The organism is Nitrosospira sp. TNL200 (assembly GCF_055386305.1).
This window is the reverse complement of record NZ_AP041003.1, coordinates 556,873-580,045: the sequence shown is the minus strand read 5'-3', so window position 1 is coordinate 580,045 and position 23,173 is coordinate 556,873. Positions and strand designations below refer to the sequence as shown.

Annotated in this window: 19 protein-coding genes and 1 tRNA gene; 2 read left to right on the top strand and 18 right to left on the bottom strand. The window is 56.4% G+C overall.

Going from position 1 to position 23,173, the window contains the following annotated elements:
* Nucleotides 1-11: 11 nt before the first annotated feature.
* The 5 genes from ACZ5CE_RS02670 to groES form a co-directional block, all read right to left on the bottom strand.
* Nucleotides 12-96 (bottom strand) — tRNA-Leu (locus ACZ5CE_RS02670).
* 135 nt (nt 97-231) lie between these two features.
* Nucleotides 232-996: an SDR family NAD(P)-dependent oxidoreductase gene (locus ACZ5CE_RS02665; RefSeq protein WP_464576212.1), complete on the bottom strand. Its 765-nt coding sequence runs from the start codon at nt 994-996 to the stop codon at nt 232-234.
* Between the two features lie 96 nt (nt 997-1,092).
* Entirely contained in the window at nt 1,093-1,938 is an 846-nt protein-coding gene (gene hpnD / locus ACZ5CE_RS02660; RefSeq protein ID WP_464576211.1) for a presqualene diphosphate synthase HpnD, read from the bottom strand.
* Nucleotides 1,939-2,315: 377 nt separating this feature from the next.
* Entirely contained in the window at nt 2,316-3,971 is a 1,656-nt protein-coding gene (gene groL, locus ACZ5CE_RS02655) for a chaperonin GroEL (protein ID WP_464576210.1), read from the bottom strand.
* Nucleotides 3,972-4,023: 52 nt separating this feature from the next.
* Nucleotides 4,024-4,314, bottom strand: a complete 291-nt coding sequence (gene groES / locus ACZ5CE_RS02650) for a co-chaperone GroES (protein WP_464576209.1) — start codon at nt 4,312-4,314, stop codon at nt 4,024-4,026.
* A 308-nt stretch (nt 4,315-4,622) separates the two neighbouring features.
* Here groES and dacB point away from each other — a divergent pair, with 308 nt between their 5' ends.
* A complete protein-coding gene (gene dacB, locus ACZ5CE_RS02645) occupies nt 4,623-6,137 on the top strand; it encodes a D-alanyl-D-alanine carboxypeptidase/D-alanyl-D-alanine endopeptidase (RefSeq protein ID WP_464576208.1) in 1,515 nt (504 codons plus the stop codon).
* A gap of 91 nt (nt 6,138-6,228) precedes the next feature.
* Here the strand turns inward: dacB and trpE are convergent, their stop codons facing one another.
* The 3 genes from trpE to rpe all read right to left on the bottom strand — a co-directional run bounded on the left by trpE (nt 6,229) and on the right by rpe (nt 9,379).
* Complete coding sequence (trpE, locus tag ACZ5CE_RS02640) at nt 6,229-7,710, bottom strand: anthranilate synthase component I (protein WP_464576207.1); 1,482 nt, start codon at nt 7,708-7,710, stop codon at nt 6,229-6,231.
* Nucleotides 7,711-7,851: 141 nt separating this feature from the next.
* Nucleotides 7,852-8,580: a phosphoglycolate phosphatase gene (locus ACZ5CE_RS02635; protein WP_464576206.1), complete on the bottom strand. Its 729-nt coding sequence runs from the start codon at nt 8,578-8,580 to the stop codon at nt 7,852-7,854.
* A gap of 115 nt (nt 8,581-8,695) precedes the next feature.
* Nucleotides 8,696-9,379, bottom strand: a complete 684-nt coding sequence (rpe, locus tag ACZ5CE_RS02630; protein ID WP_464576205.1) for a ribulose-phosphate 3-epimerase — start codon at nt 9,377-9,379, stop codon at nt 8,696-8,698.
* 205 nt (nt 9,380-9,584) lie between these two features.
* On the opposite strand from rpe, the gene apaG reads away from it, so the two are divergent.
* Nucleotides 9,585-9,968: a Co2+/Mg2+ efflux protein ApaG gene (gene apaG / locus ACZ5CE_RS02625; protein WP_464576204.1), complete on the top strand. Its 384-nt coding sequence runs from the start codon at nt 9,585-9,587 to the stop codon at nt 9,966-9,968.
* Nucleotides 9,969-10,043: 75 nt separating this feature from the next.
* Here the strand turns inward: apaG and der are convergent, their stop codons facing one another.
* The 10 genes from der to ACZ5CE_RS02575 all read right to left on the bottom strand — a co-directional run bounded on the left by der (nt 10,044) and on the right by ACZ5CE_RS02575 (nt 23,108).
* Nucleotides 10,044-11,444: a ribosome biogenesis GTPase Der gene (gene der, locus ACZ5CE_RS02620; RefSeq protein ID WP_464577396.1), complete on the bottom strand. Its 1,401-nt coding sequence runs from the start codon at nt 11,442-11,444 to the stop codon at nt 10,044-10,046.
* Between the two features lie 90 nt (nt 11,445-11,534).
* Nucleotides 11,535-12,935, bottom strand: a complete 1,401-nt coding sequence (gene bamB, locus ACZ5CE_RS02615) for an outer membrane protein assembly factor BamB (protein WP_464576203.1) — start codon at nt 12,933-12,935, stop codon at nt 11,535-11,537.
* Between the two features lie 316 nt (nt 12,936-13,251).
* Nucleotides 13,252-13,911, bottom strand: coding sequence for a tetratricopeptide repeat protein (locus tag ACZ5CE_RS02610; RefSeq protein WP_464576202.1), 660 nt, complete (start codon nt 13,909-13,911; stop codon nt 13,252-13,254).
* 24 nt (nt 13,912-13,935) lie between these two features.
* Nucleotides 13,936-15,210, bottom strand: coding sequence for a histidine--tRNA ligase (hisS, locus tag ACZ5CE_RS02605; protein WP_464576201.1), 1,275 nt, complete (start codon nt 15,208-15,210; stop codon nt 13,936-13,938).
* 1 nt (nt 15,211) lies between these two features.
* Nucleotides 15,212-16,453, bottom strand: a complete 1,242-nt coding sequence (ispG, locus tag ACZ5CE_RS02600) for a flavodoxin-dependent (E)-4-hydroxy-3-methylbut-2-enyl-diphosphate synthase (protein WP_464577394.1) — start codon at nt 16,451-16,453, stop codon at nt 15,212-15,214.
* Between the two features lie 290 nt (nt 16,454-16,743).
* A complete protein-coding gene (locus ACZ5CE_RS02595) occupies nt 16,744-17,793 on the bottom strand; it encodes a RodZ domain-containing protein (RefSeq protein WP_464576200.1) in 1,050 nt (349 codons plus the stop codon).
* Between the two features lie 118 nt (nt 17,794-17,911).
* Nucleotides 17,912-19,072, bottom strand: coding sequence for a dual-specificity RNA methyltransferase RlmN (gene rlmN / locus ACZ5CE_RS02590; RefSeq protein ID WP_464576199.1), 1,161 nt, complete (start codon nt 19,070-19,072; stop codon nt 17,912-17,914).
* Nucleotides 19,073-19,100: 28 nt separating this feature from the next.
* The gene (gene ndk, locus ACZ5CE_RS02585; protein WP_464576198.1) at nt 19,101-19,526 is read right to left on the bottom strand and encodes a nucleoside-diphosphate kinase; all 426 of its coding nucleotides are present in this window, start codon (nt 19,524-19,526) and stop codon (nt 19,101-19,103) included.
* A gap of 256 nt (nt 19,527-19,782) precedes the next feature.
* Nucleotides 19,783-21,864 carry a M1 family metallopeptidase gene (locus tag ACZ5CE_RS02580; protein ID WP_464576197.1) on the bottom strand — a complete coding sequence of 694 codons (2,082 nt, stop codon included), beginning with the start codon at nt 21,862-21,864 and terminating at the stop codon, nt 19,783-19,785.
* The gene (locus tag ACZ5CE_RS02575; RefSeq protein ID WP_464576196.1) at nt 21,861-23,108 is read right to left on the bottom strand and encodes a ChaN family lipoprotein; all 1,248 of its coding nucleotides are present in this window, start codon (nt 23,106-23,108) and stop codon (nt 21,861-21,863) included. The genes ACZ5CE_RS02580 and ACZ5CE_RS02575 overlap by 4 nt, the downstream gene beginning before the upstream one ends.
* Between the last annotated feature and the right edge of the window lie 65 nt (nt 23,109-23,173).

The following is a 23,173-nucleotide window of genomic DNA, read 5'->3' as shown; positions in this document are numbered from 1 at the left end:
CGCGATTCCGTTGGTGCGAAAGGGGGGACTCGAACCCCCACACCTTTCGGCGCCAGAACCTAAATCTGGTGCGTCTACCAATTCCGCCACTTTCGCTCGCCGCTTTCCTGCTGGTGCCTCAGCAACCTCTGAACTACAACTGAACTGCATGGGAGGGTTTTCGAATGATTCCAAGATTCCCTGATCGATTATACCTTTTTCTCCGGGCTGCCGCAGCCACACCGGAAAGCGCTAACAAAACACTGTTCTGCCGCTGACAGCTCTACTATCGGGACCGATGAGATACAGATAAGGCGAGGTCAGGTCCTGAGGATCTCGCATCGTCTGCTTTATTTCTCCCGGATGGGTGCGCGCCCGTTGCGGACTGCGGACAGGGCCGGGAATCAATGTATTGATCCGTAGATGCGGAACCATTTCCCATTCCTGGGCCTGGATCTTCACGAGCGCCTCCACGCCGGCCTTGGCAACGGCAAAAGCACCCCAGTATGCGGCCGGAGTATGTCCGTGAGTATCGGAGGTCATGACGACGCTGGCGTCTGCCGACGCTTTCAACAGTGGAAAACACGCGCGAGTAAGCGCAAATGGCGAAATCAGATTGACACGCAGAGATGCATGCCATTGCTCGAACGTCTGATTATTCAAGGGACTCAAGCCAGGCAGCAACGCGGCATTATGCAGAATGCCATCCAGCCTGCCCAACTGGAGCTTGATCGCCTGGGCAAGCGCGTCAAAATCCTTCGTGCCGGCATTCTCCAAATCAAGCGGAAAAATTGCGGGCTGCATTCCGCCAGCCTGCTCGATATCATCATACACCTGCTCCAGTTTTCCGACATTGCGTCCATGAAGGATGACGGTAGCTCCATGCACCGCAAATGCGAGGGCGGCCGCGCGGCCCAGTCCCTGTCCCGCCCCGGTGACGAGAATAACGCGGTCCCTGAGTAAGTCCCTGGATGGCCGATAATCGGTCAAATCCGGAATGAATGGAGATTCACTCATGAACAGACGCCCCATCCATAGCATTTCCGGACGAGATACCGCTCATATGGAAAACGAATCCTGGATCTCATCCTCGATTTATCCTATTTATCCCATTTATCCCTTGAGCCAGGTAGCCCATGCTATCCAGAGCTTGCGCACAGGCGTAAGACTCATACGCTGCCGCATGACATGACAACCGTCTTCCTTGATCTCTTTCAGCAGCGTCCGATAAATGGCCGCCATGATGATTCCCGCCCGCTGGTTTTTACGGTCTTCGGCAGGCAGCGCATCGAAAGCACTGATGTAATAGCTCTCCGCCCGCCCGATCTGGAATTCCATCATTCGCCGGAAGCCGTCGGTCTCTCGTGAATGAAGTATGTCCTCATCGGTCACGCCAAATCGCGCCAATTCGTCCTGCGGCAGATAAATACGATCCCGGCGGGCATCTTCTCCGACGTCACGTATGATATTGGTAAGCTGAAAAGCCAGGCCCAGATCCTGCGCATACTTCAAGGTCTCGGGATTGCTATATCCGAATATTTCGGCGGAGCATAAGCCGACCACGCTCGCCACATGGTAGCAGTAAAGCCTCAGGGTTTCGAAATCGGCATAGCGGTTGTAATCGAGATCCATTTCCATTCCATCGATGATCTGATTCAACCGTTCCGCTGTCAGACTGAACGAGTCCGCCACTTCCGCCAAAGCCTTGGCCACCGGATGGCTGGGCTTGTTTCCTGCGGTGGCATCAAATATGGCGGCGGTTTCCTGCCGCCACCAGGCGAGTTTCGCCCGCGCTACCGACACATCGGTGCACTCATCCACCACGTCATCCACCTCTCGGCAAAAAGCATAGAGCGCCGTAATGGCGCGGCGCTTTTCCGAGGGCAGATAAAGAAAACTGTAGTAGAAACTGGAACCGCTCTGGATCGCCTTTTCCTGGCAATACTGATCTGGAGTCATATAAATAAAGATGCCCGATAGTCCCGTTCCGACGCGGAGTGGCTTATGTTCGGCCGCTGCCGGCGGCCTGCAGCGGAGGAGCGAGTCCGTCAGTAGTCGCGGCTAGCCAGGGCCTGTTGACACCTGTTTCGCGAAGATTGCCGGATTTACTCAAAATTTCCCGGTGGCAGCTCTCATGAACCCCTGATGGGATTTCTGATGATTTCGGATTATAAGGATTATAAGTGAGCAGGCGAATATTCGTAAATTCTCCCGCTGTTCCAGCTAGATGAACTGAAGTCGTGAAGTCCGTATATACATGCCAGGCATGCTCATTCCAAAAAAAACCCCGCCGCAGCGGGGTTTCCTGCATATCGAGCAAGGCGGAATGCGCGAAATTACATGTCCATACCGCCCATGCCGCCCATGCCGCCCATGCCGCCCATGCCACCGCCCATGCCGCCACCGGCTTCTTCCTTCGGCAGCTCTGCGACCAGGGCATCCGTGGTCAGCATGAGGCTTGCGACAGAAGCGGCGTGCTGCAGGGCGTAACGGGTAACCTTGGTCGGATCGAGCACGCCCATTTCCACCATATCGCCATATTCACTGGTGGCAGCGTTGTAACCGAAGTTGCCGGAACCCTCCAGCACCTTGTTGATGACCACGGAGGGCTCGTCGCCGCAATTCGCGACGATCTGGCGCAGCGGCTCCTCCAGCGCCCTGAGGACGATCTTGATGCCGGCGTCCTGGTCGTGGTTATCGCCCTTGACGTTGTTCACCGCAGCGCGAGTACGCAATAACGCCACGCCACCGCCAGGAACGATACCTTCTTCCACCGCGGCGCGGGTCGCATGCAGCGCATCTTCCACACGTGCTTTTTTCTCTTTCATTTCAACTTCAGTAGCGGCGCCAACCTTGATCAGCGCCACCCCGCCCGCCAGTTTCGCGACACGTTCCTGCAGCTTCTCTTTGTCATAGTCGCTGGTTGCCTCTTCTATCTGGGCGCGGATCTGCTTGACGCGACCCTGGATGTTTTGAGCATCCCCCGCACCATCGATAACCGTGGTTTCTTCCTTGCCGACTTCGATGCGCTTGGCCTGGCCCAGCTCCTTCAGCGTTGCTTTCTCCAGGGACAAACCCACTTCCTCGGCGATAACGGTACCCCCTGTCAGGATAGCGATATCTTCCAGCATGGCCTTGCGCCGATCTCCAAAACCCGGCGCCTTGACCGCGCAGGTCTTGAGAATGCCGCGCATGTTGTTCACCACCAGCGTTGCCAGCGCTTCGCCATCCACATCCTCGGCAATGATGAGAAGCGGCTTGCCAGCCTTGGCGACCAGTTCCAGTACCGGCAGCAATTCCCGGATATTCGAAATTTTCTTGTCATGCAGCAAAACAAACGGATTTTCGAGCAGCGCGATCTGCCTTTCCGCATTATTGATGAAATAAGGCGAAAGATAGCCGCGGTCGAACTGCATCCCCTCCACGACCTCCAGCTCGTTTTGCAGTCCGGAGCCGTCTTCCACCGTTATCACGCCTTCCTTGCCCACCTTATCCATCGCATCCGCGATGATCTTGCCGATTTCCAGATCGGAATTGGCGGAAATACTTCCAACCTGTGCGATTTCCTTGCCGGTCGTACAGGGTTTGGATAGTTTCTTCAATTCATCCACCGTGGCGCTGACGGCTTTATCGATACCACGCTTCAGATCCATCGGATTCATGCCGGCGGCTACATACTTCATGCCCTCCTTGATAATCGACTGCGCAAGCACCGTCGCCGTGGTCGTGCCATCGCCGGCCACGTCAGAGGTCTTGCTCGCAACTTCCTTCACCATTTGCGCGCCCATGTTCTCGAACTTGTCTTTCAGTTCGATTTCCTTTGCTACGGAAACCCCATCCTTGGTGATCGTGGGGGCGCCGTACGAACGCTCCAATACCACATTGCGGCCTTTGGGCCCCAGGGTAACCTTGACCGCATCAGCAAGAATATTCACTCCGGCAACCATTTTGTGGCGGGCCGGATCGCCAAATTTCACCTCTTTCGCTGCCATAATCTTTTTCTCCTAATTTCCAGAAAATGTTGTGTAAGTCGCTGCTGGCCAATCAGCCTTCGATTACGCCCATGATGTCTTCTTCCCGCATCACCAGGAGCTCATCGCCCGACACCTTGACCGTCTGCCCCGAATATTTGCCAAAGAGCACTCTATCTCCTACCTTCACTTCCAGTGGACGAACGCTGCCATCATCACCGACCTTGCCTTTGCCCACTGCGACGATTTCGCCTTGATCAGGCTTCTCCGCGGCACTATCGGGTATGACGATGCCAGAAGCAGTTTTACGTTCTTCTTCCAGCCGCTTGACAATAACGCGGTCATGCAAGGGACGAATTTGCATATTTCTTTCTCCTGTTGTTTAAGATGGGATTAACGATGAAAAGCTGCCGGAAAAACTGATATTCTATAAAGCAAGCTTCCGGCGGGAGCCTGACTATTATTAGCACTCACACTTGCCGAGTGCTAATAATAGGGTTTCTCATGCTGAATTTCAAGTAGATGGACAATAAATACCTCTACGACCGTAGCCGGAAGGCGACTTGGTGCTCTTGCATCCGGATGAGTCAGTGGTGAAGGCCCCATAGGAATTACCGTGAGCAAACCCATGCGCCCCATTATTCGTGTTGCAAAGGAGCAGGTCACCGGCTCATGCCTGTCAGGTTCGAACATGTGAGACAAGTACTGAAATTGCTCAAACTGGCGATTTCGCTGCTTGTAGCGTTTCTTCTCCCGCCTCTGCACGCTTTTTCCAGCGAATTGCCGCCATCCGTCAGCCAGGCGCTACGGCGGGCAGCCATTCCTGAATCCGCGACAGGAGTATATGTTCATGAAATCGGCGCGGGCAGGCCGCTGATTGCCTTGAATGCCGGCAGGGCAATGAATCCTGCATCCGTAATGAAGCTCCTCACGACTTTCGCGGGACTCGAAATGCTGGGACCGGCTTATACGTGGAAAACCGAGCTGTACGCGAACGGCGTCATGAATGGCGACACTCTGCAGGGCGATCTGGTCATCAAGGGGTATGGCGACCCCAAGCTCAATCTCGAAAATTTCTGGCTCCTCACGCGGCGCCTGCGGCAAACGGGGTTGAGAGAGATCACAGGAGATCTGATAGTCGATAACAGCTACTTCGATATTCCCCCCGGCGACCCGGCAGCGTTCGACGGAAAGCCCTACCGTGTCTACAACGTATTTCCAGAAGCGGTGATGGTCAATTACAAAACCCTTGCGCTGCGTCTCGTTCCGCACTCTGAAAGCAAGGCGGTCCGGGTCGTCATCGATCCCCTTCCCGACCTGCTCGATCTAACCAATAACCTGAAGCTCACCAGTGGTAAATGCGACGCGTGGCGAGATGCGCTTGGCGCTGAAATCCAGGGAAATTTCACGAACGGCAACCGTGCTTCGGTCGCGCTCAACGGCACCTATTCCTCCGACTGCGGGGAAAAAAACCTGCATCTCAGCCTGCACGACAGCCTTTCATATACTTTCGGTCTTTTCAAGCAATTCTGGATTGAACAAGGAGGGCTGTTTCGTGGAAAAGTACGGCCCGGCACCGCACCCCAGGGGCAATTCCCGCTGGAGACGCACGAATCTCCGCCGCTATCCGAAATCGTCCGCGACATCAATAAATTCAGCAATAATATCGCCGCGCGGCAACTCTATCTTGCTTTGGGGTCCAGGCGGCAGGAGGGAACAGAACTCCCGTTCGGTCCGGGCAGCGGCCAGTCCAGCGGCACACCTGCCACTTTGGCCAGATCGGAAGCGGCAATCAGGCAATGGCTTGCGTCGAGGGATTTGAATTTTCCGGAACTGGTAATAGAGAACGGATCGGGGCTGTCGCGCAACGAGCGCATCAGCGCGGGCCACATCGGCAAGCTCCTGCTTCGGGCGTTCCAGAGTCCGGTGATGCCGGAATTCATTTCATCCCTGCCCATCACGGGGATCGACGGCACCATGAAAAAACGGCTGGAAGGCACAGCAGCGGCCCGGCAGGCTCACATCAAGACGGGGTTGCTGGAGGGCGCAAGAACCATGGCCGGCTACATGCTGGACAAGGCTGGGAGGCGGGTTGTCGTCGTGTTCTTCGTAAACCATCCCAGATCCGGCGACGCCCAGGCCGCCATGGATGCATTACTGCAATGGGTTTACGAAAGCGGAAGATAGGAGGTCAGGACATCGGCCGCCATCGTTGCCATGGATGAGCCCACTCGATTCATCGAAGAGGCCCTTGCCGGACTGAAAAGCACGGCCTCTTTTAACCGATTTTCGTATCCAGACCCATCTCCGCTATTTCGGCGGCCCGAAGCAGTGCCTTGGCCTTATTTTGCGTCTCGACCCACTCGTTTATCGGGACCGAATCGGCAACGATACCTGCCCCGGCCTGTACATGCAGTTTTCCATCCTTGATTATGCCGGTACGAATCGCAATGGCGAGATCCATGTCTCCGTTGAATCCGAGATACCCTACCGCACCCGCGTAAATCCCCCGTTTGGAAACTTCCAGTTCGTCGATGATCTGCATGGCGTGCACCTTCGGCGCGCCGCTTACCGTGCCTGCGGGAAAGGTGGCGCGCAGCACGTCCATCGCACCAAGCCCCGGTTTCAGCTTTCCATCCACGTTGGAAACGATGTGCATCACATGCGAGTAATGCTCGATTTTCATGTTTTCCGTCACCTTCACCGTACCCACTTGCGCAACGCGCCCGATATCGTTTCGTCCGAGATCCATCAGCATCACATGCTCGGCTCGCTCTTTAGGGTCCGCCAGCAAATCCTCGGATAGCGCCGCATCCTCCTGCAAAGTCTTGCCGCGCGGACGGGTTCCGGCAATGGGACGAACCGTGATGCTGTCTCCCTCGAGCCGCACCAGGATTTCCGGGGAAGCACCGACCACCTGGCAGTCGCCGAAATCATAATAGAACATGTAAGGAGAAGGATTGAGGCTGCGCAGGGCACGATACATCGCGAGCGGCGAGGCACTGTAAGCCCTGCTCGTGCGCTGCGACAACACGACCTGCATGATGTCACCGTCAAAAATATAGCGCTTCGCGCGTTCCACCGCCTGGATGAAGTTCCCCTTGCTGAACTCCGAAGCTGTCTCCCCTGGCTCAGATGGCGCCTCGACCGGAATCTCCACAGGCTTGCGCAAATCGGCCAGCAATTGCTTGAGGCGGACCATTGCACCCCGGTATGCCCCCGACAGTCCTGTTTCCTGCGGGGCCGCATAGACGATGAGATAGAGCTTGCCTGCGAGATTGTCGACCACTGCGAGTTCTTCCGACAGCAATAGCAGTATGTCCGGGGAATCGATGGTATCGGGCCGGGCCTGGCCCGCGAGTTTTTTCTCGATATAGCGCACGGCGTCATAACCGAAATAACCGACCAGGCCACCGCAAAAACGCGGCAGTGCGCCGTGCGGCGCAACCTTGAAACGTGAAAGATAAGTCTCGATAAACGCCAGCGGGTCGGCGGCCTCGATTTCCTTTATCTTTGCGCCATCCATGATGCGGATCAGGGTTCCACGCACCTCGATACGTGTCGACGCGGGAAGCCCCACAAACGAATAACGCCCAAAGCGCTCTCCTCCATGCACCGATTCGAGCAAATAGGAATAAGGCTTGTTGGCTAATTTCAGATAAACGGACAGCGGCGTGTCGAGATCAGCGAAGGTCTCGAGCACGAGTGGAATGCGATTATAGCCTTGTGCCGCAAGGCTGTTGAATTCTGATTCAGTCATGGCGACTCCAGGAAACGGGAAAAGAAGATGGCAGGGCCAGGATTAAACGGGGAAGCGCCGCCAATGCAGAAAACGGCGCAGCCGGAAAATGGCGGCAACTCTGTAAGCTTCGATTCCGGTCTCAGAACTCATGACAGCGTATTAGGAAGATTTCCGGATCAATCTCGCAGCATCGAGGATGGACAGGACAACAGCATCACAATCCAGCTCGCGCACGTCGCGGCCTTCATTGTATCCGTAGGGTACGCAGAAGATATGGCAGCCGGCGGCGCGTGCAGCCTCGGCATCGTTCAGGGAATCTCCGATCAGCAGCATTTCGGAGGGCAGAATGGCAAAATGAGTACACGCATGCAATAAGGGCATGGGATCCGGCTTCTTTCTGGGCAAGCTATCGCCAGAGAGAGTGAGTTCAAAGTATTCGGCGAGGCCGGCAGCCCGGAGTAGCGGCAGGGTAAAAACTTCTGCCTTGTTGGTGACACAGGCAAGGTGAAAACCAGCCTCGCGCAAGATGTTCAGCCCATCGAGCACACCGGGATAAGGCCGGGTATTCACATATAGCGTTTTTGCGTATTCACGCTCATATATCGGCATGGCCCGCTCAAATAATTCTACGTCGGGCTCCTCATCGAGACTTCCGGTAAGCGCACGCTTCACCAGTTTTTGTATACCCTTGCCGATGTAGGATTGGATGGTCTCGAGCGGCAGTTCGCTTTTTCCCAATTCCCGCAGCATGCTATTCGCTGCCGCAGCCAGATCGGCTGCGGTGTCGAGCAACGTGCCGTCCAGATCGATCATCACCGCTTTGACAGGCAATGAAAATTCCCCCGCAACCGCAGGTATATCCGCGATTGCGGAAAAGCTCTTGTTCACTTGGTATGTCCTCAGGTCAAATACTGATAGCCGAATAAAAAATTTTCACCGCTTCATGCAATGCGGAAATGTATCTCTGAAAATGATGTCCTTTCTCTTCCTGACTGGAACTGGATCAAACCTTTGCCAGCTCCGCCCGGAAAGCCGCCAGAACCGAGTCATAGCGGTGTGGGTCGCTATCCTTCCCCGCACCGTAGATGGCGGAACCCGCAACAAAAGTATCGGCGCCCGCCCGCGCGATCTTCGCAATATTGTCTACCTTGACCCCGCCATCGATTTCCAAAAGAATATCCCTGCCCGAGTCATCGATGCGCTTGCGGACCGCAGCTAGTTTTCGCAGGGCTTCGGGAATGAACTGTTGTCCTCCAAAACCGGGGTTGACGGACATTATCAGCACCAGGTCCAGCTTATCCAGCACGTGATCGAGGTAATCCAGGGGGGTTGCGGGATTGAATACCAGCCCGGCCTTGCATCCCTGCTCCTTGATAAGCCCGATGGTACGATCTATATGCCTTGTCGCTTCGGGATGAAAGGAAATGATATTTGCGCCAGCCTTGGCAAAATCGGGAACGATGCGATCTACCGGCTCGACCATCAGGTGCACATCGATAATCGCGTCGGTTACGGGACGGATCGCTTCGCAAACAAGAGGACCGATGGTGAGATTGGGCACATAATGGTTATCCATCACGTCAAAATGGATGAAATCGGCTCCGGAAGCGATAACGGCTGTAATTTCATCGCCCAATTTGGCAAAGTTTGCGGAAAGAATACTTGGAGCAATGCGATAATTAGCCATGGACAGCTTCCTTTATGGTCAAAGATGGGTCAAAGGCTCCATTTTAACCATAAATGAATGGCGTCGCATGCCAACAGGTTAAAAGGCTGTATTTTATCTGCCTGGGGAATTTTGCCTTCCTTCTTCCGCTTCTCTGGATGGATCGAAAAACCTTGGCCTTGCCCCCACTCTTGCCGTCAGGCAAAAAATAGTGTGCAATGTAATCATGTCAGAAAGCAAAAAATATGAAATTGCAGTGAAGGTTCATACAGCCTACCTTCCGGAACAGTCGGACGAAGCGCTCGACCGTTACGTATTCGCCTATACCATCGTGCTTGCGAATACGGGAACGGTTGCAGCGCAGCTCATCAGCCGGCACTGGATAATAGCCGATGGGGGTGGAGGCGTTCAGGAAGTACGCGGATTAGGCGTAGTCGGCGAACAGCCGCTCCTGAAGCCTGGCGACAGTTTCGAATATACCAGTGGCACTGCCATCTCAACGCCCGTAGGTTCGATGAAGGGCAGCTATCAGATGGTGGCTGAAGACGGCCTGCGCTTCGATGCACCCATACCCGAATTCATTTTAAGCGTTCCGAGGATACTGCATTAAGAAGTCAGTCCAGGAAGCAAGTCTTTCACCCAGCCCTGGCGGCGCTCATCCGGATCTTCCTTCGAACCGCGGCAATCAGCCATATCGCTTTCGGCCGTATCGACGGCGCCGATGAGCGCGTTTTGCCTCCGCCTCGCTGAGAGGAGCCGGTGTCCTGTTCGCATAAGGGTTGCGGCCAGTCCTGAACTCCACCCGCAACGGCGTACCCGTCAACTGGAATGCCTCGCGAAACGTGTTTTCAAGATAGCGCTGATAGGATTGCGAAATGTCGTCGAGAGCATTCCCATGTATCACGATAAGGGGAGGATTGGAGCCGCCCTGATGAGCATAGCGGAGCTTGGGCCGGGATATTCCTGCACGGGGTGGCGGCTGCTTCTCTACCGCGGCAATCAGGGCACGGGTAAGCTTGGGAGTGGAAAGATCCGCCATTGCGGCGTCATAGGCTGCATCAACGGAAGGAAGCAGGCCTTTCAGCCCGTTCCCATGCAGGGCCGAAATATAGTGCACTTGCGCAAAATCGAGCACGAATGAAAGCTTTCGGGCGATCTCCGCCTTGATCGTATGGCGCGCATAATCGCTCAGGCCATCCCATTTGTTGACGGCCAGCACCAGAGCCCGGCCAGCCTCCCGAATAAATCCGGCGATATGCGCATCCTGATCGGAGATTTCGTTTTGCGCATCCAGCATCAGTATGACCACATTGGCGTCCTCTATCGCCTGCAGGGTTTTTACCACCGAAAACTTCTCTACGGTTTCGAACACCTTTCCCCGCCGGCGCAGGCCGGCCGTATCGATCAGTGTATATGTCTTGCCCTTGTGGCTGAAATCGATATAGATGCTGTCCCGCGTGGTGCCAGGTTGATCGAATGCGATAACACGCTCCTCACCGAGCAGAGCATTCACGAGGGTGGATTTTCCGGCGTTGGGCCGGCCCACGATGGCGACTTTAGGATGCCTCCCTTCACTCTCGCTGCCATCCGATTGCGGAAAATCCAGCAGGATCAGTTCCATCAGTTCATTCACATTGTCGCCGTGGATGGCTGAAATAGCGTAAGGCTCGCCCAGGCCCAGCTCATGAAACTCCGCGGTGACTACAGCGGCCGGCATGCCCTCGGTTTTATTTACCGCCAGCACGATCCTGCGGCCGGTGCGCCGTAACTGGTCTGCAATGATTCGGTCGTGCGAGGTGACGCCTTGCCTTCCATCCACCAGAAAAAGGACCTTATCCGCCTCATCCACCGCCTGCCGTGTCTGTCTGGCCATCTCGCTCAGAATACCCTCCTCGGATGTCGGCTCGAGGCCGCCAGTGTCCACTACCAGATAGGGTTTATGGCCCAACCTGCCGTGGCCATAATGGCGATCTCTCGTCAATCCGGGTATGTCGGCGACAATCGCGTCACGGCTGCGGGTCAGGCGGTTGAACAAGGCCGACTTGCCCACATTGGGCCGGCCGACCAGTACGAGGGTAGGCTTCATCATCAAAAAAGTTCTGCTGTCGGGAAAATCGGATACTGATGAAGGACAAGCAACAGCGGGAGGGTATCGCTGACGGCAAACAGGCGGCTATCAGCCGGTCACACCGAATGCGTAAAGGCCGCCGTTTTTCGTTTGCACTACAAAACCGTTGGGTAGCGACGCCGGACGCGCGACTATGGCGCTTCCATCGGTACTGGAGCGTGCCACGATCGAGCCATTGTCTCTTCTGATGAGGCTGACATTTCCCAGGGTGTCAGCGACGACGATGTAAGGGCCCTGGATAAGTGGAGGAGACAACCGGAAACCGCTAAGCATATCCTGTTTCCATACGCTTGCGCCATCTCTTTTATCATATGCAATCAGTTCACCCTTGTTCTCGCTTACATAGACGTAGTACTCATCCATGGCAAGACCGGCGTTACTTGATACGTCTCGTGCCCAGAGCTGATTTCCGCTTGCGGTGTCGAAGCAGGCAACCCGCCCCTGATAGGCAACCGCACAGACCTGCTGCCCGTCCGTGACCGGCAAACTGGTGATATCCGTGATTCTCTCGAGTTCAGTAGCGCCTTTTGGCCGCGCCACTACCGCTTCCCACGCCAGGCTGCCGCTGGACAGATTGAGTGCGACCAGTTTTCCTCCAGCAAAACCGGCGAAAACCATGCTGTTCGACATGGCTACTCCTGCGAAACTCCTGACGGTCAGCGCTGGAGTCGCACCCTGGTAAATCCACTTGCGTTTGCCGCTACCGGCTTCCAGGCAAAAAATCCTTCCATCTCCCGTGCGAACGATTACCATGCCATTCCCCGCGTATGGCGGGCTCAGTACTTCGGTCGAGACATGAGTGCTCCACAAAAGCTTGCCATTTCGTTCGTCATAGGCCAGAACTTGCCCCTTGAAACTCCCAACCAGAATCATGCCCTCGCCAGCACCCACTCCTCCGGACAATTGACTCTTGGTCTGTGTGCCTCCCGACTGTTTTCCCGAGATGGGATCGAAGCGCAACAGTTCTCCGTTGGTGCTGGCTGCGTAGACCGAACCATTTTCGAAAAGCGGCGAAAATACCGTCACCTTGCTTTCCTCCAGCGTGACTTGCCATAGAGAAGGGATGCGGGGAAGTTTGGTCAGCCTGGTCATCTGTTCCTGGCTCACCATAAGCGGTTCTCCGCCGAGCAGTCCTCCGCTCATGGCCTCCAGATCGATATCCGACAGATCGCGCACCAGATCGCGCGCCATTTCCGTCATGCCGGAGCATCCGGAGAAACTTGCGATTGCCGCCAGCGCCAGAAGGCGCCACACCACCGCAGCGCGCAATCGCGACAGTTGCCAGCCCAGCATTTCCCGCCAGCCGATATCGAGCAAATCCGGATCGCCGAGTAGCAAGCTTCGATCGCCTTGAAATGCTCTTTCGTGCGAAGGCGAGCGGCCCGTTTCGTTGGAACCCGCGCTGAACTGGCGTAAGGACTTCGGGAAGGCGGGTTTGCCCACAGACATTGTCGGATACTCAACAACCAGCAGCTAAAGCTGGTGGGTTAGTGTTACGGACTAAAAATTACGGACTGAAAATCCGGATACGCGTCGCCTGAACGATGCGTTCCAATCGGGTTTCATTTTGAATGCAACTGTAACAACTGTGGCAACGGTAGGATGGGTGGAGTGAAGCGCGACCCATCAAAAAACATCTACCCAGCACCAGGAAAATGATGGGCTACGCTTTGCTCCACCCATCTTACCCAAACTAAAGCTGTCCGGCTAAAGCCCGTGATGTTAAACCTTGGAATGGGAACTAAATAAAGTAAGCATGATTTGTTCAGTGCTTTCCTTGCTCTTCCTGCTTGGCCTGCTGCAAGGAATCGAGCTTCATTTGGACGATATTGTAATAAGTGCTGTTCTTCGTCATCTTGTCCAGCCCCGATTGATAGGCTATACGCGCCTCGGCCGGTTTGCCGGCGGCAGAGAGGATATCTCCCTTGAGATCGGCATAAAGCCCATCGAAGGATTCACCGTGCTTGGCCTCCAGTAACTGCAAAGCTTCGTTGTATTTTCTCTCGTCCAGCAATATGCCGGCCAGCCGCAGCCGCACAAGATCTTTCAGTTCGTCTTCCTTGCTGTTATCCAGTACCCACTGGAGCCGGCTCCTGGTGGTTTGCATATCGCCCGCGTCAAAACTCGCGCGAGCAGAGATCAAAGCAGCGCGCGACGCGTAGCCGCTGCCGGGAAAACCTTGCATGAGCAGGCCGGCAGCAGCATCGATCTTCCTGGTATCGTCACTCCCTTTGACTTGCAGCAGCGACGCGTACAGCTCGGCTGCCTGCTCGACCTGCTGCCTCTGATAATAATTCCATGCCTGCATGCCGGCAATGCCGGCCATGAAAACAGCGATAGCCACAATGACCAGCGTGCCATACGTTTTCCACCAGGACTTCAGACTGTCTAATTTTTCCTGCTCTTCCAGATCGTATACGGCCATTTGATTTCCTGAATATTTTCCGTTTCAAATCATCCTTGGAGAAGCGCCAAGCAAATCCGCGGCTTCCGCCAGCCCCACTCTTACCTGTTCCGCCGCCTCCCGCAGCGGCTTGACACTGATCTCGCCGGCCTGTGCTTCGTCATCGCCGACGATCACCGCAAACCGCGCCCCGCTCGCATCCGCTTTTTTCATTTGAGCCTTGAAGCTGCCATCGCCGCAATGCAGGATCGCCTTCAGTCCGCCATCCCGCAGGCGCCTTACGACTTTCCAGGCAAATCCGTCCGCCGCTTCGCCGCGATGTATCACATAGGCGTCGGGCGCACTGCTGGCAACCTTTGCGCCCGATTCGAGCATGAGTGCGAGCGTTCGCTCTATCCCCATGGCAAATCCGCACGCCGGAGCCGCCTTCCCTCCTATCTGCTCCACCAGCCCGTCATATCGTCCGCCTGCGCAGATGGTGCCCTGGGCGCCGAGCCTGGGGGTGATCCACTCGAATACGGTTCGGTTGTAATAATCCAACCCCCTTACCAGGCGGGGATTGATCTCGAAATCCACCCCCTGTTCCCGCAAGATACGCTGCAACGCCTCGAAATGCGCGAGCGAATCCTCATCGAGATCGTCCAGCAGCCGGGGGGCGCCCTCGATGATCTCTTTCATCTCAGCGTTCTTGCTGTCGAGTATCCGCAACGGATTACTGTGCAGCCGCCGGGAGGCATCCTCGTCCAGCCTGCCCAGGTGCTGCTCCAGATAGCGTATCAATCGTCCCCGATGCAGCGCGCGGGATTCTGCGCTGCCCAGCGTGCCGATTTCCAGCCTGACCTCGGAGATACCCAGCTTCTTCCATAATTCTCCGCACAGGATGATGAGTTCCGCATCGATGTCCGGTCCGGCATAACCCAGCGCTTCCGCGCCCACCTGATGAAACTGGCGATAACGTCCCTTTTGGGGACGTTCATGACGGAACATGGGCCCCGAGTAATACAGTCTTTGAGGTCCGGCATAGAGAAGATTGTGCTCCAGTGCCGCGCGCACACACGAGGCCGTGCCTTCCGGGCGCAGTGTCAGGCTATCGCCGTTGAGGCTGTCTGAAAAAGAATACATTTCCTTTTCGACGATATCGGTTACCGATCCGATGGAACGGACGAACAGATCGGTTTGCTCCACGATCGGCATGCGTATGTTGCGATAGCCGTAAGCCGCCATGCATTCACGGATGGCCTGTTCAAAGAATTCCCAGAGATATATCTGGTCAGGCAGGATGTCATTCATCCCGCGAATGGCCTGAATGGTTCTCGCCATGCTAGCCGGTGGCCGTTTTCTTCGGATATTTCATCTGCACATAGTCATCGACGATCTGGCGAAATTCACCTGCGATATTGTCGCCCTTCAAGGTAACGGATTTGCGACCATCCACGTAAACGGGCGCCACGGGCCGTTCCCCCGAACCGGGAAGGCTGATGCCGATATTGGCGTGCTTGCTTTCACCGGGGCCATTGACAACGCAGCCCATCACCGCCAGGGTCATGTTCTCTACGCCATCATATTCTTCACGCCATACCAGCATCTGTTCACGAACATATCCTTGTATGCTTTCCGCCAGCTCCTGAAAATAAGTGCTGGTTGTACGCCCGCATCCGGGGCAGGCCGCCACCAGAGGTACGAAAGCCCGCAAGCCCGTGGTCTGCAGGATTTCCTGGGCAACGACCACCTCGCGGGAACGATCCCCGCCGGGCTCCGGCGTAAGCGATATCCGGATGGTATCGCCTATGCCCTCCAGCAGCAGTACCGATAGCGCGGCAGTGGAAGCCACGATGCCTTTGGAACCCATTCCTGCCTCGGTCAATCCAAGATGCAGGGCATAGTTGCAATCCGCCGCCAGTTCCCGGTAAACACTGATCAAGTCCCGGACACCGCTTACCTTGCAGGACAATATGATGCGATCCCGTCCAAGGCCTATCTCTTCCGCACGCCTGGCGCTCTCCAGCGCCGAAGTGATGAGTGCCTTTCGCATCACCACCCCCGCATCCTGAGGATCGGCGGAGGAGGCATTCTCATCCATCATGCGCGCAAGCAATTCCGGATCCAGGCTGCCCCAGTTCACGCCGATTCGCACCGGCTTCTCGTACTTGCATGCGGCTTCAATCAGAATGGAAAATTGCTCATCGCGTTTCTTTCCGTGCCCTACATTGCCAGGGTTGATACGGTACTTGGCCAATGCCCTCGCACAATCCGGAAATTCGGTCACGAGCTTGTGGCCATTGAAATGGAAGTCGCCAATGAGCGGAACATGACAATCCATGGCATCGAGGCGGGCGCGGATACCGGGCACCGCTTTGGCAGCCGCGGCGGTATTGACCGTGATGCGGACCAGTTCCGATCCGGCGCGCGCGAGCTGGGCGACTTGCAATGCCGTGGCAACCTCATTTTCGGTATCGGTATTGGTCATCGATTGCACGACAATGGGCGCCCCCCCTCCAACGGTGATATTTCCGATGCGTACCCCCACACTATTGCGGCGCGGCGGAAAGCCATTCTGAGACATAGTCATAAGTAGGTGTGAGACCCTTGTAAAGATGAAAATATATTTTAAATTCGGCAGTTGGACAGGGTGGTGTGTGCGGTTTTTGGAGTGCAGGGCAAGGTGCTGCGATGCGTAATGGCCATTCCATTCCAGGGAGCGGCAACGCAGCCCCCCTGTGCCGCAAAACCACAAAAATCACGTAATCCGCCCTGTAGCGAACCCGCCATATAGCTGAACGTCAGATGCCGCGGAAAGTCTTTGTGGATCATGGCTCCAAACTGGAAATGAGCAGTCAACTGCCGGATTCGGGACTATTGAAGCAACAGCCTGGCCGTTCCGCCATAACGATTGATATAGGGCGAGAGATCGACTGACTTGCCATTGTAGACCAGGTGGACAGTCACAGCATTGCCGATTGCAAGGGAAAACGGCGGCTCTCCACGCAGAAACTGCTCTGTTCCCGGAGGATTGACCCTCGAAAGAAGCAACCTCCCGCGACCATCCTTCACCTCGGTCCATGACTCCCCCCCGAAAACAAGATGAAGAGTGTCTTTCCATTCGCGAATGACTTCGGGCGCATCCCCTGCTGGCGGCCGCTGCTGAACATTGCCGCCTTGTACGGAACCATCGCCTTCATTCTGCACGCCGGCAGCCGGCGCGATTTGCTGAACCGGGCCGGCTACCGGCACAGGAACCGGACCGGAAATGGGCGCAGAATCGGATCCAGGAGGCGAAATGATGCTTTTCTGCTCAATTGCTCCCCGGTCCCCAGAGAGAGATTCGGTCTTTCCCTCATTTCCGTCATTCCTCGGCGGCATTGACAAAGGCGTTGGCAAGGGAAGGGGTTCTGTTACCTCGGGCGCGGCTCGGGCTTGAGATTCGGTCTTCGATGCCGGCTTTTGACTATCCATCGTGGCCTCATTCCCGCGATAAATTTCATAAATCAGCAGCGCCAGCGCCAGAATTGCTCCACTGACAATGAGGAAGCTGCGCACCCCCTGTTTCCGGTTCGAAGGGAACGGGATTCCCTCGGTCTGAGGGATAATGGTCGGAGCGGGATCGGGGGGCAGCGATTGCTCCAGTAGTCGCAACAATGGCAAAGCATCGATCTCCACGACCTTGGCATAATTGCGGACAAACCCGCGCAAAAAGGTATTATTGCTCGCCAGCTTACTGTAGTCATCTTCCTCAAGGGCAGTAATCTGCCGCACCGACAACCGCAACCGTCTTGCGACATCTTGCACGCTCAAACCACGATTCGTCCTGGCGGCGCGCAATAGCTGCCCGACCCTTTCCCTGGACTGGAACGGTCCCCGCTCGAGCTCATGATTCCTGTTATCCGGATCTGGCGTATTTATCATTCGAATCCAGTAAGGAAACTCCTTGGATTGTGTTGCGCTTCATGCGAAACCATCGATGAACGAAAACGGCAGCAAGCGTGGCAAACGCAAGATGCCTTCCGCAGTTTCCTGGTTCCTCTCATTTTGTCATTTCCATCGCCTTGCGGCTTGTCCGCTGGCTTTTGTCATGCACCTTCCCGGCAAGCTGGCCGCAGGCGGCAGAAATATCGTCGCCGCGAGTTTTGCGGACGGTAGTCACCAGCCCAGCCTGTTGCAGCACGTCGCGAAACCGCGCCACCGCCTGTGGAGAGGAGCGTCGATAGCTGGAATGCGGAAATGGATTGAATGGAATCAGATTGAACTTGCATGGCATATCCTGCACCAGCCGGACCAGCTCGCGCGCATGCAATGGACTGTCATTGACGCCATCCAGCATGACATACTCAAAGGTAATGAAATCCCGGGGCGCGGATACAAGATAACGCCGGCAAGCCGCCAGCAGTTCGCTGATCGGATATTTTCTGTTGATAGGCACCAGTTGGTTCCGCAGAGTATCATTAGGTGCATGCAAAGACACGGCGAGCGCCACCGGACACCGCTCGCGCAACCGGTCCATGGCGGGAATCAGGCCGGAAGTGCTCACCGTCACCCGCCGGCGGGACAGTCCGTATGCATTGTCATCCAGCATCAGATCTAGAGCGGTCACCACGTTTTCGAAGTTGGCCAATGGTTCGCCCATGCCCATCATCACCACATTGGTGACAGGACGGCTCGCAACGGCGTGGCGAACGGAAAGTGCCGCTCCATTCCGGCCAACCCCAGCAACCGGCGTTTCCCCTGCAGAACATTCCGCCGGATTGCTCATCAGTGTGGCGTTAGCCCACCATAACTGGCCGATAATCTCCGCCACAGTCAGATTGCGATTGAAGCCCTGCGCTCCGGTGGAACAGAAAGTGCAGGCCAGCGCACAACCAACCTGGCTGGATATGCAGAGCGTACCCCGGTTGGCCTCCGGTATGAAGACTGTTTCGATACCGTTGCCCGCCCCCACCGACAACAGCCATTTGCGGGTGCCATCGCTCGCGGCATGGTCGCTCATGAGTCCCGGTGGCTCAATGACGGCCATTGTGGCAAGCCGTTCCCGCAACGGCTTTGCCAAATCGCTCATCGATGCAAAATCGGCGGCTCCGGATTGATGTATCCAGCGCAGCAACTGCCTGGCGCGGAATGGCTTCTCTCCGATCTGCGCACAGAATTCGGAAAGGCCTCCGTAATTGAAATCAAGGAGATTAACGCTCATGACGTGGAGCAGAAATCCATTCTCATTCTTATCGGGAATGAATATCGAGGGCCGAGAAATAATAAGCCACTTCAATCGCGGCGGTTTCAGGCGAATCGGAACCGTGCACGGCGTTGGCATCGATACTGTCCGCGAAATCCGCCCGAATCGTGCCTTTCTCCGCCGCTTTCGGATCGGTCGCGCCCATCAGCTCCCGGTTTTTTTTGATGGCGCCTTCCCCTTCGAGTACCTGCACCATCACCGGGCCGGAAATCATGAACTTCACCAGGTCATTAAAAAATGGACGATGGCGATGCACGGCGTAAAAACCTTCGGCCTCCGCCCGGGAGAGATGCAGCATGCGCGCCGCAATGATTTTCAACCCATTGCTTTCGAAACGTGAATAGATTTCACCGATGACATTTTTTTCAACGGCATCCGGTTTGATGATAGACAAGGTTCTTTCAACAGCCATCGAATACTCCACTCATAAAGAAGCTCTGAACAAATCCACACTGGCGCGAAGGCGGCCTTGCGGGATGGAATACGCGAAGGGCGACTGCACGAATGGTTGATCCCTTTGCTTCCTTAAGGAAATCAAGGGAGTATTTTAACAAAAAACCCCGCCGGAGTCCGAAAAAAACCGAAGATCCGCCCTGGCTGTGCCTGGAGAGGGAAATAACGAAATCGATTGCTTCCGGAATATGCATGCATTCCAGGGATACCACGCCTCACTCCAGCCTGACCGTCTGCACGCGGGTCGGCCAGGCTCCCCGGCCGATGACCTTGGCCCCCTGGAACATCACGTAACTCTGGCGGCCATAATGCGGCAGCGGCCGTATCAGCGCTCCAAGCGCCGCTGTATCCTGTGCGGACACCACCGCAAGCGTGAAGCCGTCCGGACGGCGGACGGTCCAGGCCTGCGCCGAGCCCTTGCCTCGCACGTTGTCCGGCCGTGCGGGCAGTTTTTTGCTGGCCAGCCAGGAATCGACCTGCTCTTCCAGGCCAATCACCAGGGCCGGGACCGGTGGCAGATCATCCTTCCCCGAAACGAGGCTTGGGGAACGATTTTGAAGCTTCGATGCCAGCGTTTCGGCGGCACTCCGCAATTCGCCGCCCTCCGGCAGGAGAATGGCTACCGTGGTGCGATCCACCATGACCTGGCGCAGGATGGGGGGAGCTTCGTCGGGCGCCAGGCGGCGGAACAACCTAAGGTCGGGATCAAGCGTCACCTCGAGCGGCCGCGCCTGAATATCGAGCGTAAACGCCTGGCGTTCATTCTGCAGATCCAGCAGGCGAACCTGCTCTCCCCCCTCGGTCCGAACCAAGACCGGCACACGCAGGCGGTATGCCGGCGGATCCTGCTCAATGGTCAGGGTAACTGAATAACCCGGTGTGGACCGTGCTTTCCTGGCTTCCGCAATACGCAGCACGGGCGCCCCTGCCCGCGTCAGCCACTGATCGAAAAACACATCCAGATTCCCTGATGACTGAGCCTGGAAAGCATTTTGCAAATCCTTCCAGGAAGCAATATGAAAGCGCTCCTTGCGCCAGAAGCTCTGGAGCGAGCGATCAAAAATTTCCTGGCCCAGCAGGTCGCGCAACATCAGAAACATCATTGCCGCCTTGTTATAGCCGACAATTTGAGAGGCGCCATGGGTACGCGAAGTAAATGTTGTGAGCGGGGAGTCCTGGCCCGGCGCCAGCGCCGCAAAATCGCGCAGCCATCCCCGGCGCATTTCCCGCGCGGCGTCGTCACTCTCGCGTTCCTTGTAAGTGTAGTCCGCCATGAACGTCGTCAGGCCTTCCGACCAGTTGCCGTGCGCGTAATCGGGATAGACGCCATTTCCCCACCAGTTATGCAGCACTTCGTGCCCCAGAGAGGTGGAGCGGATGAAGGGCAGCCGAAGCACCTCGATACCGAGATAGGTCAATGTGGGCATGCCGAACCCTGTAGGCGTCGGACTCGACACTACGCTGAATTCCGAGAAGGGATACGGACCTATCCAGGATTCATAAAACTGGATGAAATGCCTGACTGAATCCAGATATCCCGGGGCCAGATCAGCGATCTGGGAATGAAAATACGTGCGCAACTGTATGGGTTTGCCGCCCGCCCCCGTCATCTTGCGGGTTTCGATGGCATAGGGACCGGCCATCAGGTCGATACCCCCTGTGGGAGCCATGAATTCAAAACGCGCTTGATACCCTTCGTTGGTGTCGGATTCTTCGATCAAGCGTCCCGGAACGATGCCGCGTTGCCCTGCGGGAAGGCCGATGCTTACCCGGTAGCTGGCGAGCTTTCCGGCGATGTAGGGATACCACGCGCTCGAATCCGGAAGAAAGGTCCCCATTTCGCCGGTTGCCGGCTCATTCCTTCCCAGGGTCTGGGGGTGATCAATGGACGTATCGAGCGCTGACAACTCTCCACGCCACTCGACTTCGATCCGGCGCGGCGTCTGCTCGCTGCCGGGAATGCTCCAGGCGCGCAGATTTCCGGAACTGGCGGCTGGCCCGAGCGCAACGCCATCGATGCGGGCGCTGAGCACGCCGAAGCGGCGGCCGAGCACCAGGGTCAGCTCTTCTCCTTTTCTTACCGTGATGATGCTGTTCCCCTGGATGCTGCGTTGCGCGGGATCGATACGCACCGTGATATCGTATTCGATATCCGCCGGCTCCGGCGCCGCTGGTGCCTGGGGCGCCACGGAAGCTCCGGAATCAGCCGAAGCGGCGGAAGCTATGCCCGCCGCGGAAAAAATTCCGAGGATCGAAAGCGCAATGCAGGTTTGCAGCCACTGGGTCATTACCTTCATGCTCCGGACCTCGCCAACGCGGGAAACTTCGCGACAATGTCGATCGTCTCATCCCCCCGCTTCAATTTCAGCGGTAGCCATGTGCCGGGAGCCTGGTGCTTGACTATTTCCACGATATCATCCATGCGGGTGATGGCGACACCTGCCGCTTCCCTTATCACATCGCTATCCCGGATCCCGGCCTGCTCAGCGATACTGCCTTTTTCCACCTGCAACACCCGCGCGCCACCGTCCTGCGCCATTTCAAAGCGGATGCCCAGGCGCTGCCGCGGGGGTGATTCCGGCGAAGCAAACGAGAATGGAGCAACTCCGAACACCGCGTCGGCCAGACCGGCGACAACTTGCGCGCAGGCACTGCCCGCAGTCCAGGGCAGCAGGGCGGCAACATCGGGAATTCGTAAATCTTTCAACTGATGAGGCACGCCATAGCCGTGCTTGATATGGCCCGAGCCCATGATCCCCACGACGAGGGGGTGATCAGGCCGATTCACTGCTGTCTGTATTCCTTGCGCCATGGCCCGGTCCCAAAGCTGCTGGCTCTCGACAAAACGGCGGAAATCGGGATCGTCGCGGCTCAAAACCCCTTTCTTCTTGCCACCGCGTTCGTGTTCGCCGTAAATGGGCAGGAGATAATCGAGATAGGATGAACTGGGCAGCGCGGGCGCGCTGACTCCTTCGCGCTCTTCTTCGGGAACCCCGCTGAAGCCCTTGGCTGACACCGCTCTTCTCAACCGCGTGTCGATATTGAGCGCCACCATTGGAATGCGATTCATGCGCGCAAAATGGAACAGTGGCAGGTATAGGTTGAAATCCGTGCTCCAGACGTGATTCCAATCCGATGCCGCGAGAAATTGCGCTTCCGAAAGCTCCCCTGCTATCCATTGATCCAGGGCCTTTTGCACCCTCCGCGGAAACATCTCGAACCCGATGACCATGCCGGGGCGAACGGCATGCAGCGCGGCCAGTGTCTGCAATTGCCAGCGGTGATGATCCGGGTTATCGTGCATCTCCCCCAATAAAACCACGGATTGTTTTGCAGCCTGCGCAATCACCGCGCTCTCGGCCAGCTTTCCGCCGCCCGGAACGCTCCAGCTGGCTGACGGCGCGCAGTCCAGGCTTTCCTTTTCCTTCAAACCGGTTTTGGTTTGCCCACTTGCGGTATTCGCGGCATTCATTGCCAGCAATAACAGTATGGCAGCAAGCGTATCACAGAGACCGTTTCGGACACTTCGGTAACCGCTCAAATTGGATACTCCTCATGGTGATGTTTCATGCCCTTCTGTCTTTCCGGCTGGCCGCTTCTGTATCC

What these genes read in the sequence shown, in the direction of transcription:
- ACZ5CE_RS02665 (WP_464576212.1), bottom strand. Translation starts at nt 996, where the DNA reads ATGAGTGAATCTCCATTCATTCCGGATTTGACCGATTATCGGCCATCC.
- hpnD (WP_464576211.1), bottom strand. Translation starts at nt 1,938, where the DNA reads ATGACTCCAGATCAGTATTGCCAGGAAAAGGCGATCCAGAGCGGTTCC.
- groL (WP_464576210.1), bottom strand. Translation starts at nt 3,971, where the DNA reads ATGGCAGCGAAAGAGGTGAAATTTGGCGATCCGGCCCGCCACAAAATG.
- groES (WP_464576209.1), bottom strand. Translation starts at nt 4,314, where the DNA reads ATGCAAATTCGTCCCTTGCATGACCGCGTTATTGTCAAGCGGCTGGAA.
- dacB (WP_464576208.1), top strand. Translation starts at nt 4,623, where the DNA reads ATGCCTGTCAGGTTCGAACATGTGAGACAAGTACTGAAATTGCTCAAA.
- trpE (WP_464576207.1), bottom strand. Translation starts at nt 7,710, where the DNA reads ATGACTGAATCAGAATTCAACAGCCTTGCGGCACAAGGCTATAATCGC.
- rpe (WP_464576205.1), bottom strand. Translation starts at nt 9,379, where the DNA reads ATGGCTAATTATCGCATTGCTCCAAGTATTCTTTCCGCAAACTTTGCC.
- apaG (WP_464576204.1), top strand. Translation starts at nt 9,585, where the DNA reads ATGTCAGAAAGCAAAAAATATGAAATTGCAGTGAAGGTTCATACAGCC.
- der (WP_464577396.1), bottom strand. Translation starts at nt 11,444, where the DNA reads ATGAAGCCTACCCTCGTACTGGTCGGCCGGCCCAATGTGGGCAAGTCG.
- bamB (WP_464576203.1), bottom strand. Translation starts at nt 12,935, where the DNA reads ATGTCTGTGGGCAAACCCGCCTTCCCGAAGTCCTTACGCCAGTTCAGC.
- ACZ5CE_RS02610 (WP_464576202.1), bottom strand. Translation starts at nt 13,911, where the DNA reads ATGGCCGTATACGATCTGGAAGAGCAGGAAAAATTAGACAGTCTGAAG.
- hisS (WP_464576201.1), bottom strand. Translation starts at nt 15,210, where the DNA reads ATGGCGAGAACCATTCAGGCCATTCGCGGGATGAATGACATCCTGCCT.
- ispG (WP_464577394.1), bottom strand. Translation starts at nt 16,453, where the DNA reads ATGTCTCAGAATGGCTTTCCGCCGCGCCGCAATAGTGTGGGGGTACGC.
- ACZ5CE_RS02595 (WP_464576200.1), bottom strand. Translation starts at nt 17,793, where the DNA reads ATGATAAATACGCCAGATCCGGATAACAGGAATCATGAGCTCGAGCGG.
- rlmN (WP_464576199.1), bottom strand. Translation starts at nt 19,072, where the DNA reads ATGAGCGTTAATCTCCTTGATTTCAATTACGGAGGCCTTTCCGAATTC.
- ndk (WP_464576198.1), bottom strand. Translation starts at nt 19,526, where the DNA reads ATGGCTGTTGAAAGAACCTTGTCTATCATCAAACCGGATGCCGTTGAA.
- ACZ5CE_RS02580 (WP_464576197.1), bottom strand. Translation starts at nt 21,864, where the DNA reads ATGAAGGTAATGACCCAGTGGCTGCAAACCTGCATTGCGCTTTCGATC.